Annotated in this window: 13 protein-coding genes and 1 other RNA gene; 8 read left to right on the top strand and 6 right to left on the bottom strand. The window is 61.1% G+C overall.

The annotated features are described in order from the left end of the window. Nucleotides 1-91: 91 nt before the first annotated feature. The 3 genes from RRF64_RS17395 to RRF64_RS17385 all read right to left on the bottom strand — a co-directional run bounded on the left by RRF64_RS17395 (nucleotide 92) and on the right by RRF64_RS17385 (nucleotide 5346). Nucleotides 92-3127, bottom strand: coding sequence for a glycoside hydrolase family 2 protein (locus RRF64_RS17395; protein WP_323847202.1), 3036 nt, complete (start codon nucleotides 3125-3127; stop codon nucleotides 92-94). A gap of 370 nt (nucleotides 3128-3497) precedes the next feature. After that, the gene (hda, locus tag RRF64_RS17390) at nucleotides 3498-4247 is read right to left on the bottom strand and encodes a DnaA regulatory inactivator Hda (protein ID WP_323847201.1); all 750 of its coding nucleotides are present in this window, start codon (nucleotides 4245-4247) and stop codon (nucleotides 3498-3500) included. Nucleotide 4248: 1 nt separating this feature from the next. Next, entirely contained in the window at nucleotides 4249-5346 is a 1098-nt protein-coding gene (locus RRF64_RS17385) for a DUF2066 domain-containing protein (RefSeq protein WP_323847200.1), read from the bottom strand. A 471-nt stretch (nucleotides 5347-5817) separates the two neighbouring features. On the opposite strand from RRF64_RS17385, the gene purM reads away from it, so the two are divergent. The 5 genes from purM to RRF64_RS17360 all read left to right on the top strand — a co-directional run bounded on the left by purM (nucleotide 5818) and on the right by RRF64_RS17360 (nucleotide 11820). Continuing rightward, nucleotides 5818-6879: a phosphoribosylformylglycinamidine cyclo-ligase gene (purM, locus tag RRF64_RS17380; RefSeq protein ID WP_323847199.1), complete on the top strand. Its 1062-nt coding sequence runs from the start codon at nucleotides 5818-5820 to the stop codon at nucleotides 6877-6879. Further along, on the top strand, nucleotides 6879-7553 hold the full coding sequence (gene purN, locus RRF64_RS17375; RefSeq protein ID WP_323847198.1) for a phosphoribosylglycinamide formyltransferase: 675 nt from the start codon (nucleotides 6879-6881) through the stop codon (nucleotides 7551-7553). Before purM ends, purN begins: the two co-directional genes overlap by 1 nt. Nucleotides 7554-7841: 288 nt before the next feature. Next, a complete protein-coding gene (locus RRF64_RS17370; RefSeq protein WP_323847197.1) occupies nucleotides 7842-8561 on the top strand; it encodes a DUF3108 domain-containing protein in 720 nt (239 codons plus the stop codon). A gap of 236 nt (nucleotides 8562-8797) precedes the next feature. Then, a complete protein-coding gene (locus tag RRF64_RS17365; protein ID WP_323847196.1) occupies nucleotides 8798-10180 on the top strand; it encodes an outer membrane protein transport protein in 1383 nt (460 codons plus the stop codon). 419 nt (nucleotides 10181-10599) lie between these two features. Beyond that, on the top strand, nucleotides 10600-11820 hold the full coding sequence (locus RRF64_RS17360; RefSeq protein WP_323847195.1) for an alginate export family protein: 1221 nt from the start codon (nucleotides 10600-10602) through the stop codon (nucleotides 11818-11820). 795 nt (nucleotides 11821-12615) lie between these two features. On the opposite strand, the gene RRF64_RS17355 is transcribed toward RRF64_RS17360, so the two are convergent. Together RRF64_RS17355 and ffs are read right to left on the bottom strand one after the other, a co-directional pair. Next, nucleotides 12616-14490, bottom strand: a complete 1875-nt coding sequence (locus RRF64_RS17355; protein WP_323847194.1) for a M2 family metallopeptidase — start codon at nucleotides 14488-14490, stop codon at nucleotides 12616-12618. Nucleotides 14491-14759: 269 nt separating this feature from the next. Beyond that, nucleotides 14760-14857, bottom strand: an RNA gene (gene ffs / locus RRF64_RS17350) — signal recognition particle sRNA small type. 197 nt (nucleotides 14858-15054) lie between these two features. Here ffs and RRF64_RS17345 point away from each other — a divergent pair. The 3 genes from RRF64_RS17345 (at nucleotide 15055) to RRF64_RS17335 (ending at nucleotide 17326) form a co-directional block, all read left to right on the top strand. Continuing rightward, entirely contained in the window at nucleotides 15055-15912 is an 858-nt protein-coding gene (locus RRF64_RS17345) for a 6-carboxytetrahydropterin synthase (RefSeq protein ID WP_323847193.1), read from the top strand. Between the two features lie 188 nt (nucleotides 15913-16100). Further along, entirely contained in the window at nucleotides 16101-16817 is a 717-nt protein-coding gene (locus RRF64_RS17340) for a 16S rRNA (uracil(1498)-N(3))-methyltransferase (RefSeq protein ID WP_323847192.1), read from the top strand. Nucleotides 16818-16933: 116 nt separating this feature from the next. After that, a complete protein-coding gene (locus tag RRF64_RS17335; RefSeq protein WP_323847191.1) occupies nucleotides 16934-17326 on the top strand; it encodes a DUF6249 domain-containing protein in 393 nt (130 codons plus the stop codon). Between the two features lie 298 nt (nucleotides 17327-17624). Here the strand turns inward: RRF64_RS17335 and ald are convergent, their stop codons facing one another. After that, the gene (gene ald, locus RRF64_RS17330) at nucleotides 17625-18770 is read right to left on the bottom strand and encodes an alanine dehydrogenase (protein ID WP_323847190.1); all 1146 of its coding nucleotides are present in this window, start codon (nucleotides 18768-18770) and stop codon (nucleotides 17625-17627) included. Nucleotides 18771-18969: the final 199 nt, after the last annotated feature.

Below are 18969 nucleotides of genomic sequence, written 5' to 3'. Positions count from 1 at the left end.
CGGCTTCATTCCGCGCGACTTTATCCGGCGCGACTTTATCCGGCACGATCCGGCACAGCTTTGCCGCATCGCTTCAAGAATCCACAGCGCGTTACCGCCGGATGTCGTAGTACTCGCGCCGCACACTGTTTTTATTGCGCGACTTCACCAGCACGCCGTGATGCTCAGTTACCTGCATATGGTCGCTCGCGGGCTCGCCGCGCAGCGTCACCTTCAGCTCACTGCCCTGCCCGACCACCCGCAACTGATCCCGCAACTCCGCCACCGTTACCCGGCACGGCAGGACAATACACCGCGTGTCGTAGTCTACCGCCAGATGTTCCGAGTACAGCAGACCACCGCTGACCGTAAACTGGGTGGCGCCAAACAGGCGGAAGCTGCCGAGCAGCGGCAGCTCCACTTTGTAGCTGCTGTCGAGGATATTGATGCGCACAAAGCGACCGCATCTGCCGATCGCATCCGCGGTGCGCAATGGCTCGCGGTTGCGGCGCCGATCCACCACCATGTCGTAGTGCTCAACAAATACCGTTGCATCCGGCTCCAGGTCCCGCGCCACTTCTACCGTGTACTGGCAGACACCGTTTTCCGTCAGCAGCGGCGGCAGCCAGGCACTGTCGAGCCTATGAATAAAGTAGTCCGCGCCCAGATCGATGCGGAGATGACCACTGCCCTGGTTGGCATCCCCGGTCAGCCAATAACTCGCCGTGTGCTTCTCCTGCTCGAGCGGGAAACTGTCATTGCCGTCGACAACCTTTACCGCCGGCGCCGCCGGATATCCGAAGATGCCGTGCAGCAATTCCTTATTCACCCTGACCGGCCGCGCCACCGACAGGGCGCCCCTGGCAACGGTGTATTCGCGCCGTCGACCGTTGGCCGCCACTACCGCGAAGCGATCGCCCGGCCGTACGATTCTCCCTGCAGAGCCTATTGCGGAGACATCCAGGACGGCGCCGAAGGGCAGCTTGATGAGCCCCTCCAGCTCGGCCACCGAAGTGCCGTAAGGCAGGTGGTAGATACGGCGGTTGTCGAGGTCCACACCGATGACGCCGTTGCTGGCGGCTATATCGGTATCGTCGTTATCGATGCGCTGCCAGTGCACCTGGTCGCTGTGCCAGTGGCTGTCGCGATCGACCGCCTTCGCTTCGATGCAGTTGTCCCCCATCGCCAGACCTACTGCCGGAAAAATCACGCGGCAGTCCTCGACCTGCCTGACACCGAGTGACCTGCCGTTCACCAGCAGCTCCACTCGCTCCAGATTGGAATAGATTTTTATATCGGCACAGGGGCGCTTGCGCACATTGAAGCGGCGACTGGTGATGTAGAGCACCGGCGCCCGGCTCCAGTTGGCCTTGTACCAGAAGAAGCTGTCCTTGCGGATCTTGCGGTCATAAGTCACCAGCCCCTTGTCGTTGATTCCGGCCCGCTCACCTTCATCGCGGCTGTCCACGGCGAAATCGAACATATTCCAGATGAACTTCGACCAGAGGTACGGGCGCCGGCGCATCTGCAGCCAGCTGATCTCGTGATAGATACTCTGGTACTCCTCCGAGTGGTCCCCGGCGTGCGGCTCATCGCTGTGAATGCCGACACCCGCTCCGGCACCGTACTCGCTCACACCGAAGGCCCGCTGCGGGTACGCCTGGCGCGCGCGGTCGGCCCAGCGCCCCAGATCCTCGGCGGCGTCGTAGTACCAGCCGAAATAAGTGTTCTCCGCGACTATATCGGTGAGGAACCAGATATCTTCGCCGTCGCAACGCCCCAGCACCGCGTTGGTGGTCAGGCGGCCGGGATCCTCCGATTTCGCCAGCGCCTGCAGCCCCTTGAGGATCTCGAAGCTGTCCGCGCCCATGCCGCAGAGGCTGACCTCATTGCAGATGCCCCAGAAGAGTATCGATGGATGGTTGTAGTTCTGGCGCACCAGCTCCAGCAACTGACTGCGCACATTGCGTTCGAAGGCCTCCGTCGCCGGCACTTCGTTGACCAGCGGAATTTCCGCCCAGGTGACCAGACCCTTCTCGTCCATCAGGTCGTAGACACAGGGGGCGTGCTGGTAGTGCGCCAGGCGCACCGCACTGGCGCCCAGCTCCTCGATCATCTCCACATCCCGCCGGTGATCGTCTGCGCTGAGGGCCCACCCCTTGCCCTCAGAATCCTGGTGGCGACTAACGCCGCGGACGTCGTAGTGGCTGCCATTCAGGAAGAGTCCGCTCACCGCATCGACCTTGAACTCCCGCAGCCCGAGCGGCTGGCGCAAGCTGTCGACAAGGGTTTCGCCGTCGAGCAGGCTGACGGTCACCGCGTAGAGATAGGGATCGCGGATACCGTCCCAGCGGCGCGGCTGGTCGATCTCCAGGGTAATGAAGCGGGCGCTCCCGCAGCCCGCCCGAAGCGCTACCGGCTGCTCCCGGCGCGCGACAATAGATCCATCGGCGTCGGCGATCTCGATGCGCAGCAGACGCTTGAGGGAGGCTGTGGCGTGGTTGATCAGGTTGACCTGCACGTCGATCCGGGCCCGCTGGTCGCTCAGGCTTTTCTGGTGCAGGAAAACCCCGGGCGAGGCGTGGTCCATCACATCGATGTGTTCCTGCCGGGTCACCAGCAGTTTCACATCGCGATAGATGCCGCCGAAGAAGGTAAAGTCGGCGCTCAGCGGGGCCACGTCCTCGTGGCGCTCGTTGTTGACCTTCACCGCCAACAGTTGATCTTCACCGGGCCGCAGCAATTCGGTGAGGTCGAAGCGGAAAGCGCTGTAGCCACCGCGGTGCTGCCCCACATGTCGGCCGTCGACATACAGGTCCGCAATCAGGTTGGCGCCGTCGAAATGCAGATAGAAACGCCGACCGGCAAGCGACCCGTCCAGCCTTATTGTCTTGCGGTACCAGCCGTCGCCGCGGAAATAATCGTTGCCGCCACTGTAGCCGTCCAGTGCATTCCAGGTGTGCGGCAGGTCGACCCGCCCCCATTCGTCACACCCGTTTCCGCTCCGATTGACGTCCGCATCCAGCGGGCCCCGGTGAAAATCCCAGTTGCTATTGAGTGAGATTTCAAGGCGCCCGGATCGCGCACTGAGCTTTGTCAGTTGGATTTGTTGGGTTTCCACACCGCTGTCAGAGATTATTGTCACCATGGCTGTTTCGCAGGAATTTAACGACGGATTTGCTCTGGGAATTCCGGGCGCGGGAAATTCGTGCGACCGTTTGACGTGCAACCGATTATTAAAAAGAGGTTACGGCGCTGTTTCGGACCGGCGAGCGGAAAGCCCGCCCGTCACCCTAATCAGAGATAGTCAACGAATGCGCAAAGGTCAAAAACCCCGGGGGACAGGGGAGAGGCGAGAGAGGTGTGGGAAAGGATCAGGTGAAGAAAGGGTCAGGAGAAGAAGGGGTTGCGGTTGAAGCGCTGGCGCCCATGGTAGGAGTGCGCCGCTGCCCACCGGTGCACCGGTCGGAATTCGGGGGCAGGCGCGTCGCTCGGGTGTGCCGGCCGCCAGAGGGACGTCAGATATTCAGCACCTGTTTGACGAACGGAATGGTGATCTTGCGCTTGGCCATCAGCGAGGCCCGGTCCAGCTGTTCCAGGCAGAGAAACAGGGCGCGGGTGTCGCGCGGCGCGCGGTGCAGGATGTACTGCGCCACATCCTCCGGCAGGTCGAAGCCGCGCAGGCGGCTGCGCCGGCGCAGGGCGGCGATCTTGTCGCTGTCGTCGAGGGGTTGCAGCTGGAACACCAGCGCCCACTGCAGGCGCGATTTCAGGTCGGCCAGTGCGATATCGAGGCCGCGGGGAGATTTCCGCGCGCCCAGCAACAGCTGGCCGCCACTGTCCTTGACCCGGTTGTACAGGTGGAACAGCGCCGTCTGCCACTGCGGCTGTCCCTCCAGCAGATGCAGGTCGTCGATGCACACCAGCTCCAGCTGCTCCAGGCCGTCCAGCATCACCGCCGGGCCCATTGCCAGCCCTTTCTCGAGCCCTTTCTCGAGCCCTTTCTCCAACAAATCGGCCAGCGGCAGATACTGGAACGAGCGGCCACAGGATTCAGCGCTCTGGCACACCGACTGCAGCAGATGGCTGACGCCACTGCCCGCCTCGCCCCACAGATAGATCACCGGTTCCGGATTTTCCCCGCGGGCAAAGGCCTGCAACAGGGCCACCACCTGGCGATTGGGATCCGCATCGGACAGGTAGAAGTTGTCAAAGGTGGCGTCGTCCCGCAGGGATATACCCAGCGGCAGCTGTTGCGGCGTGGTCATTTCAGTGCCAGCGATAGCGCAGCGGATTTTCCGCGCTGCCCAGCGGGGCGCGATAGCCGCTCAGGTCGATGGACTCGCTATCGGCCTGGGCCTGCAGTTTGCGGTTCAGGGCCAGAGCATCGCGCAGGTTCTGCATCCGCGCGGAGGTGGTCAGCGCGACGCGCATGCGGTCGCCATCCACCGACAGCAGGTCGGCCCTGCTGACCTGGGCCAGTCCCTGCAGGTAGGCGCCGGCCTCCGTGTAATCGGCAAAGCTGTCGACACCGGACAGCTCGACAATCACCGTACTCTGCTGGCCGCTGCCGCCGTCCGGGCGCACCGCGTAACGCTGCGCCAGCAGATTGGCCGCCTCGTCGATGCCGCGCAGGGCAACCTCCTCCAGGGAGCTGCCGCTGGCGTCGAAGGCATAACTGCGGCCGCCGTGAATCAGCAGCCAGCTCGCCTGCCAGCGCTGGCCGGACGCCTGCAGCAGGCGCCCCATCAGGGTCGCATCCGGGCGGTAGCGCACGCCGGCCTGCTCGGCGGCGCGCTCGTCAAGGGCCCAGAGGTTACCCAGCGGCAGGTTGCGCTGGTCGTTCAGGTCCATGACCGGGAAATCCACCGGCAGGCCGCGCTCGATGGCCATGGCCTCCAGGGCGGCGAAGAGCTCCGGGCTGTCGTCGCCGCGCAGCGCGCTGCGGCCACCCTGCAGCGTGTCCACCGCCATCCACACCAGCGTGCCGGGACGGTTGTTCGGCCACATGGGCAGCCCCAGCTTGTGCACCTGATCGGCCACGGCCTGGGGATCATAGGAGAGGTGCAGGTACAGCTGGTTGTCTTCGCTGGTATAGCGGTAGCCCTGAATATACTGCTGCGCCTCCTGCAGCACCGGCTGCAGCTGGGGATTGCTGCCGATGGCCGCGTCACCGGTCACGCGCACAAACACCCGCTCCAGCCCGCGACTGCCGGCGCTGGCGCGGTCAGTGGCACCGCGGCTCGGCACGGCTTCCACCACCTCGTACAGATCCGGGATCACCCGGGCCTGGGCGGGCAGGACCAGCGCGCAGAGCAACAGCACCAGACCCGCTGGCATCAATCCATGCCGGAGCAGCTTATGCATCGGATATCTCCCCGAAACCTCTTCAACGGTCCGGAAGGCGTGGATACTCACCTTCCGCCCTGATCTGTGAAAGCGGCCGGTTCCGCGGCGCAGGGCGCCAAAATGGGCGGGTCACGGCCAGATTTGGGGCTATTGTATCAGTGTCGGGTATTTCTCCCAGTACCTGGCCCGCATTTCTCGCAATGCCCCTGTGTCGAGCCCCCGCGGCGTCGCCGCGCCCGGGCGTTTGCCAGAATCGCCGACCTATTCGCACAATTGGTTAGTTTCCCATTAGCCCGGACTTGGGCCGGGAGGCGCGATGATCGCGCCGATATCTGTCCAGCCAGTGCGATTTACGCTCGTACGCCCATGCTTCTGCATGGATTAGAGCGGAAATTGCGCTGGATGGGCAGAGATCAAGCGAGGGCGTGGATACCTGCCCAAGACCGGGCTAGAATACGCGCCCTCCGTAGACCCATCGCAGGATGAATCATGAGCGATTCCAAGCCGCAGAATCCACAAAAGCCCCTCTCCTATAAAGACGCCGGTGTCGATATCGACGCGGGCAATGCCCTGGTTGAGCGCATCAAGCACGTCGCCAAGCGCACCGCGCGCCCGGAAGTAATGGGCGGGCTGGGCGGATTCGGCGCCCTGTGCGAACTGCCCAGCGGCTACAGGGAGCCGGTGCTGGTGTCCGGCACCGACGGCGTCGGCACCAAGCTGCGCCTGGCGATGGACCTCGGTATCCACGACACCATCGGCATTGACCTGGTGGCCATGTGCGTCAACGACCTGGTGGTGGCCGGCGCCGAGCCCCTGTTTTTCCTCGACTATTACGCCACCGGCAAACTGAACGTGGATATCGCCACGGAAGTGGTGTCCGGCATCGGCAGGGGCTGTGAACTGGCCGGCTGCGCCCTGGTGGGCGGTGAGACCGCGGAAATGCCCGGCATGTACGAAGGTGACGACTACGATCTGGCCGGCTTCTGTGTCGGCGTGGTGGAGAAGTCCGAAATCATCGACGGCAGCAAGGTCAAGACCGGCGATGTACTGCTCGGCCTCGGCGCCAGCGGCCCCCACTCGAACGGCTATTCGCTGATCCGCAAGGTGCTGGAAATCAGCGGCGCCGACCTCCAAGAAGATATGGGCGGCGTGACCCTGGCCAAGGCGCTGATGGCGCCGACGCGCATTTACGTGAAGAGCCTGCTCGAACTGATGAAGAGCTGCCAGGTCAATGCGCTCAGCCATATCACCGGCGGCGGCCTGCTGGAAAACCTGCCGCGGGTGCTGCCGGAAGGCGCCTGCGCCCGCATCGACGTCAACAGCTGGGAACTGCCGCCGGTATTCCGCTGGCTGCGCGACGCCGGCAATATCGACGGCCGCGAGATGTACCGCACCTTCAACTGCGGCGTGGGCATGGTGATCTGCGTGCCGGCCGACGCGGCCGATGCCGCACTGGCGACCCTGCGCAAGCTGGGCGAAGACGCCTTTGTGATCGGCAGCATCGAAGCCGCCGCGGCGGGCGCCGAAGCGGTGGAGCTGGCAGGTCTTTGATGTCCTCCGATTCCCCATCAAAAAAACAGTGCAGGGTGGCCGTGCTGATATCCGGCAGCGGCACCAATTTACAGGCGCTGATCGATGCAGCCGCGCGGGACGATGCAGATTTCACTCTCAGCGCTGTCATCAGCAACAAGCCGGAGGCCTACGGCCTGACGCGCGCCACCGAGGCGGGCATTCCCGCCGCGGTGGTCGACCACAGGGACTTCCCGAATCGCGACACCTTTGATCGGGCGCTGATCGAGGAGATTGACCGCCACAACCCGGACCTGGTGGTGCTGGCCGGCTTTATGCGCATCCTGACACCGGAGTTCGTGCGCCACTACAGTGGCCGTCTGCTGAATATCCACCCCTCCCTGCTGCCCAAATACCAGGGCCTGCACACCCACCAGCGCGCGCTGGAAGCCGGCGACAGCGAACACGGTGTCACGGTGCACTTCGTCACCGAAGAACTGGACGGCGGCCCCGCCATCGTTCAGGCGGTAGTGCCGATTGAAGCCGGCGACACCGCCGAGCAGCTTGCCAAACGGGTACAGGTGCAGGAGCATGTCATCTACCCGCTCGCGGTGAGCTGGTTTGCCCGCGGCCGCCTGCGCATGGTGGAGGACCGCTCGGAACTGGACGGTGAGCTGCTGCCCCGCTGCGGCAAGCAGCTAGCCGCAGCCGATTAATAGATCCCCGCCAGATCCCAGCGAGGTCATCTGCACTTTTCCCGGCGAGCCGTGTCTCATTGACTGACAACGGATTCAGGTTCGGTATAGATTTCGGATCGTACGATGCGCTGTAGCCTGCTTGCAGGCGAACGGGGGAGCGGACGGCAAATGTAATGCCCGCTTCCCCGGCGCTACAATTCCGTTTTCGATCAACCCAGGGTCCCGCCACCCGTGGCGGGCCGCCGCTCCGCGCACAAAGCTGCGCTTTGTAAACGCGCGACGCGGTCCAGACATCAGGAGGTCGCCGTGCCAGCGCGCTTTATCGCCTTGTTACTCCTTTTCCTTTCCGGTCAGATCCTGGCTGCCGAACTCAAACCTTTTTCCGCCACCTACACCGCCAGCTATAACGGCATCGGTGTCACCGCCACCCGCGAGCTTTCCGGCCGCAACAACAGCTGGCGGCTGGACTTCAACGCCGATTCCCTGTTCGCCGACATACGCGAATACTCACGCTTCGGCATCGAGCAAGGCCGCCTGATCCCACAGCATTACGAGTACCACAGAACCGGACTGGGGCGCGACAAACACACGGTGCTGAACTTTGAACCGAAAGAGGGGGAACCGGCGCAGCGGCGGGTCGTCAATGTTTCCAACGCCAAAAGAACCCTGGAGAACGCCCCGGAAAATGTGCTGGATAAAATCAACTACCCGCTGCAACTGGCCCTCGACGTTGCCAACAAAAAAAAGGATCTCGAATACCAGGTTGCCGACGGCAGAAAAATCCGCGAATACAAGTTCACCGTTGCGGGAACCGAAAAGCTGCAAACACCACTGGGGCTAATTGAAACCATCAAGGTCGAGCGCGTGCGGGACGGAGATTCGGAACGCGAAACAATCATCTGGCTTGCACCAAAATGGAACTACGCCCTGGTGAAACTGATGCAACAGGAAGAAGATGGCGAAACCTACCAAATCGCCTTGACCAAATTATCCATCGACGGAAAAAACATCGCGTCGAGTCAATAAAATTCCTTTCCACTTCTAAAAGTCGAAAAAAAATCGCGACATTCGATAGATTTTTCGGCTTTTTGTCTTTATAAAGTCGCCCGTTTCCACTGTTGGCGGTGTTTGGCGTTGCTAGACTTTTTTGACAGGGAACAAATTACGAAAACGGAAGGCGTCAAAAAACGTCTTCCTGCCATATATCAGTATTTCCCAATTCTGCGTGTGGCTTTCTGTAATCAGCAATAGAGTGGGATCTCATGAACAAGACATTTCTGCGCCGCGCAGTTTTGGCTGCCGCAATCAGCTCCGCGTCCAGCGGCGCCATGGCCGCAGGTTTTTACCTGCAGGAAACCAGCACTTCCGGTCTGGGCCGCGCCTTCGCAGCAGAGAATGCTATCGGTGACAACGCCGCCATCCTCGCGCGCAACCCGGCCGGCTCCGCTCTGTTCAAGGAAATCAGCATTTCCGGCGGCGTGTCCTACATCAATCCGGAAATCGACGCAGCGGGGGACGTCACCTACTTCCTCCCGAATCCCATAACTGGCGGCTTCATTCCGCTGGAACCGATCCCCATCAAAGACGACGATTACTCGCCCAGCGCATTTATACCCAACGCCTACCTGGCATTGCCGATCGACGACTGCTGGTCCTTTGGCCTCTCCATGTACACCACCTATGGATTGGAAACCGATTTTTCCAGCGACTGGCTGGTGACCACCATCGCCGACAAGACAGAACTGCTGACCGTCAATATCGCGCCCTCAGTGGCATACGACTACAACGATCAATTCAGCATCGGTCTGGCAGTCAACTTCCTGTACGCCGATGCGACCCTGAAAACCAAATTCCCGTCCAACTTCCCATTGGATCCATCCGCATCCAACACGTCGATTTTGGATTACGACAATGCGGATGACTGGGATGTGAGCTGGAGCATCGGCGCCCTGTGGAACATTACCGATCGCACCCGCTTCGGTATCTCCTACCACGCGGAGCTCGATCCCGAGCTCGAGGGCGATGTAAATTCTGACATACTGCCCACGGCGCTGATCCCGACCTTGCCGCCTTTCCATAACGCCGATGGCAATGTCACCCTGGATCTGCCGGACACATGGGAGCTGGGCCTGTACCACCGCTTCGACAACTACTGGGGTATTGCCCTCGGCGCCATGTGGACCGACTGGGACGACTTTGAACGCCTCGAGGCCTTTGTCCCGGAAGGCGGTGCACCGTTTGACCCGCTGCTGTTCAAGGAAGAAAACTTCTCGAGCGGTTGGCGCTACAGCATCGCCGGCGAATACTATCCGTGCGAAGAGGTCACCTGGCGCATCGGCTACGCCTACGACGAAGGTGCGGCCCGCGACGGTCTCAATCCGGATGAGCCGACAGCCAATGCGCTCGGACTACCGGTCACCTGGCGCACCCTGTCCATTCCGGACACCGATCGCCAGTGGGTAACCTTCGGCGGCACCTACAAGTTCAACAATCAGCTGAGCATCGACGGTGGCTTTGCCTACCTGTGGGGCGATGACGAAACCATCCAGGAAATCACACCGATTCCAGTTCCCACTTACTTCGACGGCGGCACCACCAACATCGAAGCCTGGCTGGCTGGTGTTTCCCTGAACTACACTTGGTGATTGCGCCCAGTTAACCTGGCGAGCAGGAGGGCCGTACATTCGTGTACGGCCCTTTTTGTTGCGCGCACGTTTTGTTGCCCGCGAATCGCACCAATATGGATCCTCGACTCTGCTGCGGGACGGCCGCTCCGCACTGAAAAGGCGCCGCTGCCATAATCAATACCAATAGGGGCCCCCGCCCTGCTGGCACACTCTGTGCATCGATTCTCTGGCAAGGCGTCGAACTCCAGCCATCCATTTTGCTAACGGACGGCATCTCGCGATTTAACTTTCACCGCGGCTTGCACACCATAACTGTTCCGATCGCGTAGCGCGGCGGGACCTGAGCAGAGGCGCTCACTGACTCACTGTCTTTCGACAGTTGTCTGTGAGCGCCTTTTTTTATGCCGGCGACTTCCTGCCGGCCACCAATCGGGGAGATGCTGAAGATGCTAGGGAAGAAATCGATTTGCTGTGGGCTGCTTTCATTGATCGCAGCAGCCGGAAACACAGCGGCAGCCACGGCCGGCGGCACAGACGAACCCGCCGAAGTTACCGCTGCGACTGTGTCAGAGGCTCTCGCCTTCGGCAAGATTACACTGGGACTGCGCGCACGCAGTGAACTGGTGGATACAGACGGGCTGGAGACAGTGGATCTGACCAGCCTGAAGACCCGCCTGACTTATGAATCGGCACTCTTTCAGGGATTTCGCGCACTGATCGAAATGGACGATGTCACTCACCTGAGCGATTTCGAAGGCGGCGTGGCGGACCCGGCGGGTACGGAAATCAACCAGGCATCCTTGTCCTATACCATCGGCGGCACGACGATCAAGTATGGCCGCCAGCGTATACTGCTGGATAACCAGCGTTTTGTTGGCGGTGTCGGCTTCCGCCAGAACGAGCAGACTTATGACGGCCTCAGCATCAGCGATAGCAGTCTGGCCAATACGACGCTGTTTCTCGCCCATATAGACAATATCAACCGCATCTTTGGCGAGGACAGCCCTGTCGGCGACCACGAGAATGACTCTTACTTGTTGAACGCCAAATACAGCGGTTTGAGTGCCGGGTCTATAACGGCCTATGCCTATCTGCTCGATAACGAGAGCGCCCCCGCTTTTTCCACCGACACCTATGGACTGCGCTTCGCGGGAGCGACCGGCGCCGCGAGCTACGTGCTGGAGTATGCCGCCCAGTCAGCCGCTGCCGACAACCCGTCCAACTTCGATGCAGCCTATTTACTCGCCGAAGCCGGCTATAAACTCGGCCCGGTAACGCTGAAAGGTGGTTATGAGCTGCTGGGTGCCGATGGCGACGAGGGCCAGTTCATCACGCCGCTTGCGACTCTGCACAAGTTCCAGGGTTGGAACGACATGTTTCTCGGTGGCGGTAGCGGCAATATTGTCGGAGGTATCGAAGACGTCTATGCGACACTGGGCACCGCGTTGGCGGGAGTCAAGCTTTCACTCAATTACCACCAGCTCAGCTCTGACGATACGGATGCTTCCGGCATGGACAAGCTTGGCAGCGAATACGGGTTTGAAGTCGGAGGGAAAGTCGGCTTTGCAGAATTGAGCCTTCAGTACAGCAGCTATATTGCCGAAGAATACAGTGTGGACACGGACAAACTGTGGCTGACCGCCCAAGCCCAGTTCTGATCGGAAAATAAATTAACTCGCTGACTGACCAAACCTGTTGGAGTGACCATAATGATGGCCCCTGTTTATTTTTATTATTCTCAGAATAAAAAAGACCCGGCAAGACCGTAATGCTGTTCACTTAAGCGGAAATCGGAATGCGAAGGGCCTGATTCCGGCTAGTAGCTTGCGAGACTGTCGGCCGGAGGGACCCGGCCGACAAGCCTACAGGGATGTATTCACGGCGTGTCTCGCAAGCCACTAGCCGGTAGCTGGGCCGCCTCGGTGCCGGATATGGCTTCGCTTAACTGGACTGCATTTCGATAAAAACCGGGAATTTCAATTTCTGGGCCGGCACTAGGCTTCTAACTCGCCATCCATGGCGCGACAGCAGTGTGTTCGATCCGGCCCCGGCCCGGCCAGTCCGGCCGCTCCACGTATTCGCGGCGCCTTCGGCCCATGGCCGGTCGAGTAACTGCGCAGCGAGCATGCTCGCTCAGCGCGCGCGCCCGAAATCCTGTAGTGGTATTGAACATCGCGTTAGCCATCCATGGCGCGACATATGTGTGTTCGATCCGGCCCCGGCCCGGCCAGTCCGGCCGCTCCATGTATTCGCGGCGCCTTCGGCCCCTGGCCGGTCGAGTAACTGCGCAGCGAGCAGTGCTCGCTGTTCGCGCAGGCCCCAAATCCTTGTCGGTATTGAGCTTCTAACTCGCCATCCATGGCGCGGCAGCAGTGTGTTCGATCCGGCCCCGGCCCGGCCATCCTTGGCCGGTCGAGTAACTGCGCAGCGAGCAGTGCTCGCTGTTCGCGCAGTTACTCCCAGCCGCACTGGCGGTCTTTGTTCTGCTCTTCCAGGTAGGCCATCAGCGGCTGGAAGTAGTCGATGATCGCCGAGGCGTCCAGTTCGCGCTGGCCGGTCAGGGCTTCCATCGCATCCGGCCAGGGCTTGCTCGCGCCCATCGCCAGCATGTTGCGCAGTTTTTCACCGGCCGCGGCATTGTTGTAGATCGAGCAGCGGTGCAGCGGACCTGTCTCACCGGCAGCCTCGCAGAGAGCGCGGTGGAACTGGAACTGCTGGATGCGCGCGAGGAAATAGCGCGCGTAGGGTGTGTTACCCGGAATATGGTATTTCGCACCCGGATCGAAGTTGGCTTCGGTGCGGGCTACCGGCGCCTGGATACCCTGGTAGTCCTCGCGCAGCTGCCACCAGGCCTTGTTGTAATCACCCGGCTGCACTTCGCCGTTGAATACCTGCCAGCGCCACTTGTCGACCAGCAGCCCGAATGGCAGGAAGGCGATCTTGTCCAGCGCCTGCTGCATCAGGAAGCCGATGTCCTTGCTCTCGTCCGGTACCTCATCCATCAGACCGATTTCCTTCAGGTACTTCGGCGTGATGGAGAGCGCAATGGTGTCGCCCACGGCCTCATGGAAACCGTCGTTGGCGCCCTCTTTGTACAGGAACGGCTGCTCCTTGTAGATGCGCTGATAGAAGTTGTGGCCCAGCTCGTGGTGAACGGTCACCAGGTCCTCACCAGTCTTGTTGATGCACATCTTGATGCGGATATCGTCCTGGCCATCCATGTTCCAGGCGCTCGCGTGGCAGACCACGTCGCGGTCGCGCGGCTGGGTGAACTGGGAGCGCTCCCAGAAGGTTTCCGGCAGCGGTTTGAAGCCCAGTGAGGTAAAGAACCGCTCACCGACCTTGACCATTTCCTTTTCATCCATACCTGACTGCTCGATCAGCTCGGTCAGGTCGTAAGGTGCCTCCATGTCATCGTCCTTGACGACGTCATAGATGTTGCCCCACTCCTGCGCCCACATATTGCCGAGCAGGTGCGCCGGGATCTTGCCGTTGGGCGGCACCACATCGTCGCCGTAGCGCTCGTTCAGCTTGGCGCGCACATGGCAGTGCAGCGCTTTATACAGTGGCTTGACCTTGTTCCACTGCGCATCCATATCCGCAGCGAAGGCATCGGGCTCCATGTCGTACTTGGAGCGCCAGAAGGTGCTCAGGTTGTCGTAACCGAGCTCCCGCGCGCCGGCATTGCCGATCTCCACCTGGCGCTCATACAGCGGCTTCATCGGCGGCGCGACCTTGCGCCAGCCGACCCAGACCTCTTCCAGCAACTTCGGATCGCGATTGTTGGCCATGATCTGGCCCATCTCGGTCAGGGTGTAGCACTTCTCCTTACCCTCTTCCTCGCGGCAGTATTTGCCGGCACCGTACATGCCCTGCATCTTGGAGCCGATCTGGGCCAGTTCCGCGGTCAGCGCCGGATCCTTGGGCGCCGGGAACACCAGGCCCTGCTTCAGCATGGTCAGTTGACGGCGGGTGTCCGGATCCAGGTCCAGGTCGTTGAACTTGGCCGCCTCGGAGGCGAGTTCCACCGCCATAGCGGTGTAGCGCTCGGAGGCCAGGGCCTCGACGTACTGGGAGTCGACATTGATATAGGTGGAGGCCAGCCAGCTCGCGTGACTCACCTCTTCCGCCATCTTCTCGAGGCGCTCCTGGGCGCTCTGCAGGAACGCCTTGGCGTCCTCGGCCGTCAGCTGGCCGGTCTCCGCCGGGCTGCTGACTTCGGCTGCAGCGGTCGTCGCCGCCTCCTGAACCGGTTCCTGCTGGGCCTGTTTGTTATCGCATCCCGCGAGCGCTACTGCCGCGGCAATGACAAGAGCTATCTTCTTCATCGGCTCCCTCTAATCGTTATTGGATATGGTTTTGGTTGTCGCCGTTTATAGCATAAGCGCAGCGGAGGCAGGGACGTGAACACCTTTCACCGGGTTATATCGGCATAAAATTCCCCGCGCTGCCAGGATTTCGGGGAAAAATCCCGCATTGTTCGCACAGCTGGCGATTCACGTGGCAAGAGGACAAAAGAGGACAATAGGGAACGGTAACTCGGCCCGGGGCCAGGTCGGCAGGAATGCCAGGGGGAAGAAGGGGAAACTGGAGGCAGCCCAACCAGCAACACCCTCGGCACATGACACCACTGCTACCGTTGCTCCCTTCCGGGCCTGGCGGGGTTCACAGCTGTTCATTGCGAGGGGACCGGAAGGGCCGCCACAAAGATCTCCGGCAAATCCGAAGAGGGCGCGATTATAAGGAAACCCCCGAATAAGTCCATAGCCACCCCGCTGCGCTTTCAGGGACTTCCGGGGGCTCAAAGGCGCGAGTTCTAGCCCCGCTAACAGGTTATACTGTGCGCGATCGGTCTTACTCCGGCTAAAAGTCCCCCTGTTTAAGAGTTATTCATGCACCTGTTCGTCGACAATCTCACCAACGTAGACTTCAGCTACCTGGATCACTGCCGCGGCCTGGTGGGCGAGACCTGGCTGGCGAACGCGGCCCTGGATGGCGCCCTGGACAGCCAGGGTATGGTGTGCGATTTCGGCGTGGTCAAAAAGACACTGCGTCGCTGGCTCGATGACCAGCTGGATCACCGCCTGCTGGTCCCCACCCGCTCGCCCCACCTCACCCTGGCGCTGAATGGCGACCAGGTCGCCCTTCACTGGCAGATGGACAATGGCGAGGCGATCTCGGTATCAGGCCCGGAGCAGGCGTTTGCCCTGGTGGAAGCGGAAACGATCACCCCGGACAGCGTCGCGGCCTGGAGCGTGGATCAACTGGCGCCCGCCTTCCCCACCAGCGTGGAGCGGCTGAGCCTCTCTTTTTCCGCTGAAGAGATTGCCGATCCCTACTACCACTACAGCCACGGCCTGAAAAAGCACGAGGGTAACTGCCAGCGTATCGCCCACGGACATCGCTCGAGAATCCAGATTTTCCTGAACGGCGAGCGCAGCCCCGAGTGGGAAAGCAACTGGGCGGAGCGCTGGCGGGATATCTACCTGGGAACCCGCGAAGACCTGCAGGAACGGAGCAGCGAAAAAACGCTGCGCTTTGCCTACGCGGCGCAGCAGGGTAAATTTTCCCTCGACATTCCCGCACGGCGCTGCGAACTGGTGGACTGCGACACCACCGTGGAGCAATTGGCGCAGTACATCGCCAACAGCATCGCCAAGACCATTGCCGCCGAGCTGCCGGGCGCCGAGGTGCGAGTGCGCGCTTACGAGGGACTGGGCAAGGGCGCCGTGGCTTCCGCCAAGGGGTAAACTGCAGCACGGCGCCGCCAGTATCACCGGCAGCCACACCGACTAGCGCGAGAGTTTCAGCGCGGCGAACTCTTTCTCACTCAACGGAGCGAGCTGCGCGTTCACGCCCAACTCCTTGGCCGCTATCCGGCCAGTTTCACCTGTGCCCCACTGTATAATCTCCGCCGATTAACGATGAGTGCGACAATTTGAATCTGATCATTCTGGAACAGAACGACTTCGTAGATTCCGATCGCGTGCGACTGCACGGGCGCCGGCACCAGCATATCCAGCAGGTACACCGGGCGAATCCCGGCGACCAGCTGCGCGTGGGTCTGCTGAACGGGCGCATTGGTACAGGCGAGATCGTCTCCCTGCAGAGCGATTCGGTAGAGCTGAAGGTAAACCTGCAGGCAGCGCCGCCCGCCGCCCTGCCGCTGACGCTGATACTCGCGCTGCCGCGGCCGAAAATGCTGAAGCGGGTGATCCAGCATGTCACCGCTCTGGGGGTAAAGAAGCTCTATCTGATCAACGCCTATCGGGTCGAGAAATCCTACTGGCAGACGCCCTGGCTGGCGGAGGACAGGTTGCGCGAACAGTGCCTGCTGGGACTGGAGCAGGCAGTCGACACACGGATGCCGCATATTGAGCTGCGCAAGCGTTTCAAGCCATTCGTGGAAGACGAACTGCCAGAGATAGCCGCGGGTACGGAAAAACTGGTGGCACACCCGGTCACGGCACGGCCCTGCCCGGTGGATACGCCATATCCGACCACCCTGGTGGTGGGGCCGGAGGGCGGGCTTATTCCCTACGAGATAGAGAAGTTACAGGCAGCGGGGTTCAGCGCCGTTCACCTGGGGCCGCGCATTCTGCGCGTCGAGACCGTATTGCCGGTCCTGCTGGGCCGCCTTTTCCCGGTACGCTAAGGCATTAATTCCACGCTGGAGGCGACTACTGAGGACCCCCGCATCCAAATGACAGTGACGACGCATCAGATAGATACGGAAAACCTAGACACAAACGCCTATCTGGAGCAAAAAAAATGAATGAAGGCACTCTCGCACTGCTGACCCCGTTCGCGCTATTTCTGTTAGTTGGCTCAGGATTGTGGATGATTCTCCACTTCCGCCATAAATCCAATGCTGAAGCCCAGCAAACCATTCGGCTGGCGGTGGACAAGGGCAATGACCTGACCCCCGAACTCGTCAAACAACTGGTCAATCGCGCACCCCACCCCAAGCGGGATATCCGCTTCGGCACTATGTGGATCGCTGTGGCGATCGGGCTCGCATTAATGGGAGTTTTGGTACCGGACCCGAGCAACCATGCGTTACGGGGTCTGCTCTCTATTGCCGCGATACCGCTGATGATTGGTATTGCGTATCTGGCCATATACCGCTTCACCGGGCGAACGAGAGAGACCCGACAGGCCTGATCGACGGAAGCGCACCGCCAGGCCAACCCGCCCTGTTCCGGCCATTGTTGCCGGCGGACAGCGAGGGAGAGCAGATAACCTTAATCGTCACCCGCCCCGCCATCCGCGTCATCGGAAAAGAAATAAAAAAGCCGCGTAAATACGCGGCCATAAATGGTGGCTACCGCCACCGGGTCTCACAGAGCAGGGCGCGCAGTGCGCCCCTGGGGAGAAAAACTGCTCAAGTAGACAAGCGCTTGACTGAATACTTTCTCAATCCGCGGCCGCACAGCGGCCGCGCTCACGTTCAAACAGCGGCTCAGGCTGCCTGGCCTTCCGCTACCGCGGATTTCTGCAGTGCCAGTTTCGGGTCGACGTATTCGTAACCCAGCACATCGGCAACCGCCTGGTAAGTCACCATACCGGCGTGAACGTTCAGGCCTTCCAGCAGGTTGGCATCGTCCAGCAGCGCCTGCTTGGCACCCTTGTTGGCCAGGGCCACCGCGAACGGCAGGGTCGCGTTGTTCAGGGCCATGGTAGAGGTGCGCGCGACACCGCCGGGCATATTGGCAACACAGTAGTGCACCACACCGTCGACCACGTAGGTCGGCTCTGTGTGGGTGGTCGCCTTTGAGGTCTCGAAACAGCCGCCCTGGTCGATGGCCACATCCACAACCACAGCGCCTTTCTTCATGCGGCTGATCATGTCGCGGGTCAGCAGCTTCGGCGCCGCGGCACCCGGAATCAGGACCGCACCGATCACCAGGTCGGCTTCCAGCGCGTGCTGCTCGATCGCGTCGTTGGTGGAGTACTCGGTGCGCACGGCGCCGCCGAAGATATCGTCCAGCTGGCGCAGGCGCGGCAGGGATCTATCCAGGATGGTCACGTCGGCACCCATACCCAGCGCCATCTTGGCCGCGTTGGTACCCACCACACCGCCGCCGATAATCAGCACCTTGGCCGGGGCCACACCGGGCACGCCGCCCAGCAGTACGCCGAGACCGCCCTGGGCTTTCTCCAGGTGGTGCGCGCCGCACTGTACGGACATACGGCCGGCAACTTCCGACATGGGCGCCAGCAGCGGCAGGCCACCGAAGCGGTCGGTTACGGTTTCATAGGCGATGCAGGTAGCGCCGGATTTCACCAGCAGTTCGGTCTGCTTGGGGTCCGGAGCCAGGTGCAGGTAGGTGTAGAGCAGCTGGCCGGGGCGCAGCATTTCGCACTCGTGCGGCTGCGGCTCTTTCACCTTGACGATCATGTCGGCGGTGGCGAAGATTTCTTCCGGCGAGTCGATGATGCGGGCACCGGCCTGCTCATACATCTCGTCGGTAAAGCCGATGGCAGCACCGCCGTCCTTCTGCACGATCACTTCGTGGCCGTGGCTGATAAGTTCACGAACACTCGCCGGGGTCAGGCCAATGCGGTACTCGTGGTTCTTGATCTCTTTCGGAACGCCAATCAACATTTTTCTGCTCCTCATGTTTTTGGCGAATGCACCGCCTCCAATGTGGCGGCCGCACGCCTTATCTCTGTGATTTGCCTAGTATAGGGCCGCGTCAAAAGTGGATTTATGCTAGATTTTGAACCCAGCCAGTTGAATCCACTGGTTAAGGCGCTGCAACGCCTGTTTTTTAAGCATATCGACCAACCGGGAGAGATAGTCC

It is taken from the genome of Microbulbifer magnicolonia, assembly GCF_035117725.1.
In the GTDB taxonomy this organism is placed as follows: Bacteria; Pseudomonadota; Gammaproteobacteria; order Pseudomonadales; family Cellvibrionaceae; genus Microbulbifer; species Microbulbifer magnicolonia.
The sequence above is the reverse complement of the archived record's forward strand: the minus strand, read 5'-3'. Positions and strand labels throughout refer to the sequence as shown.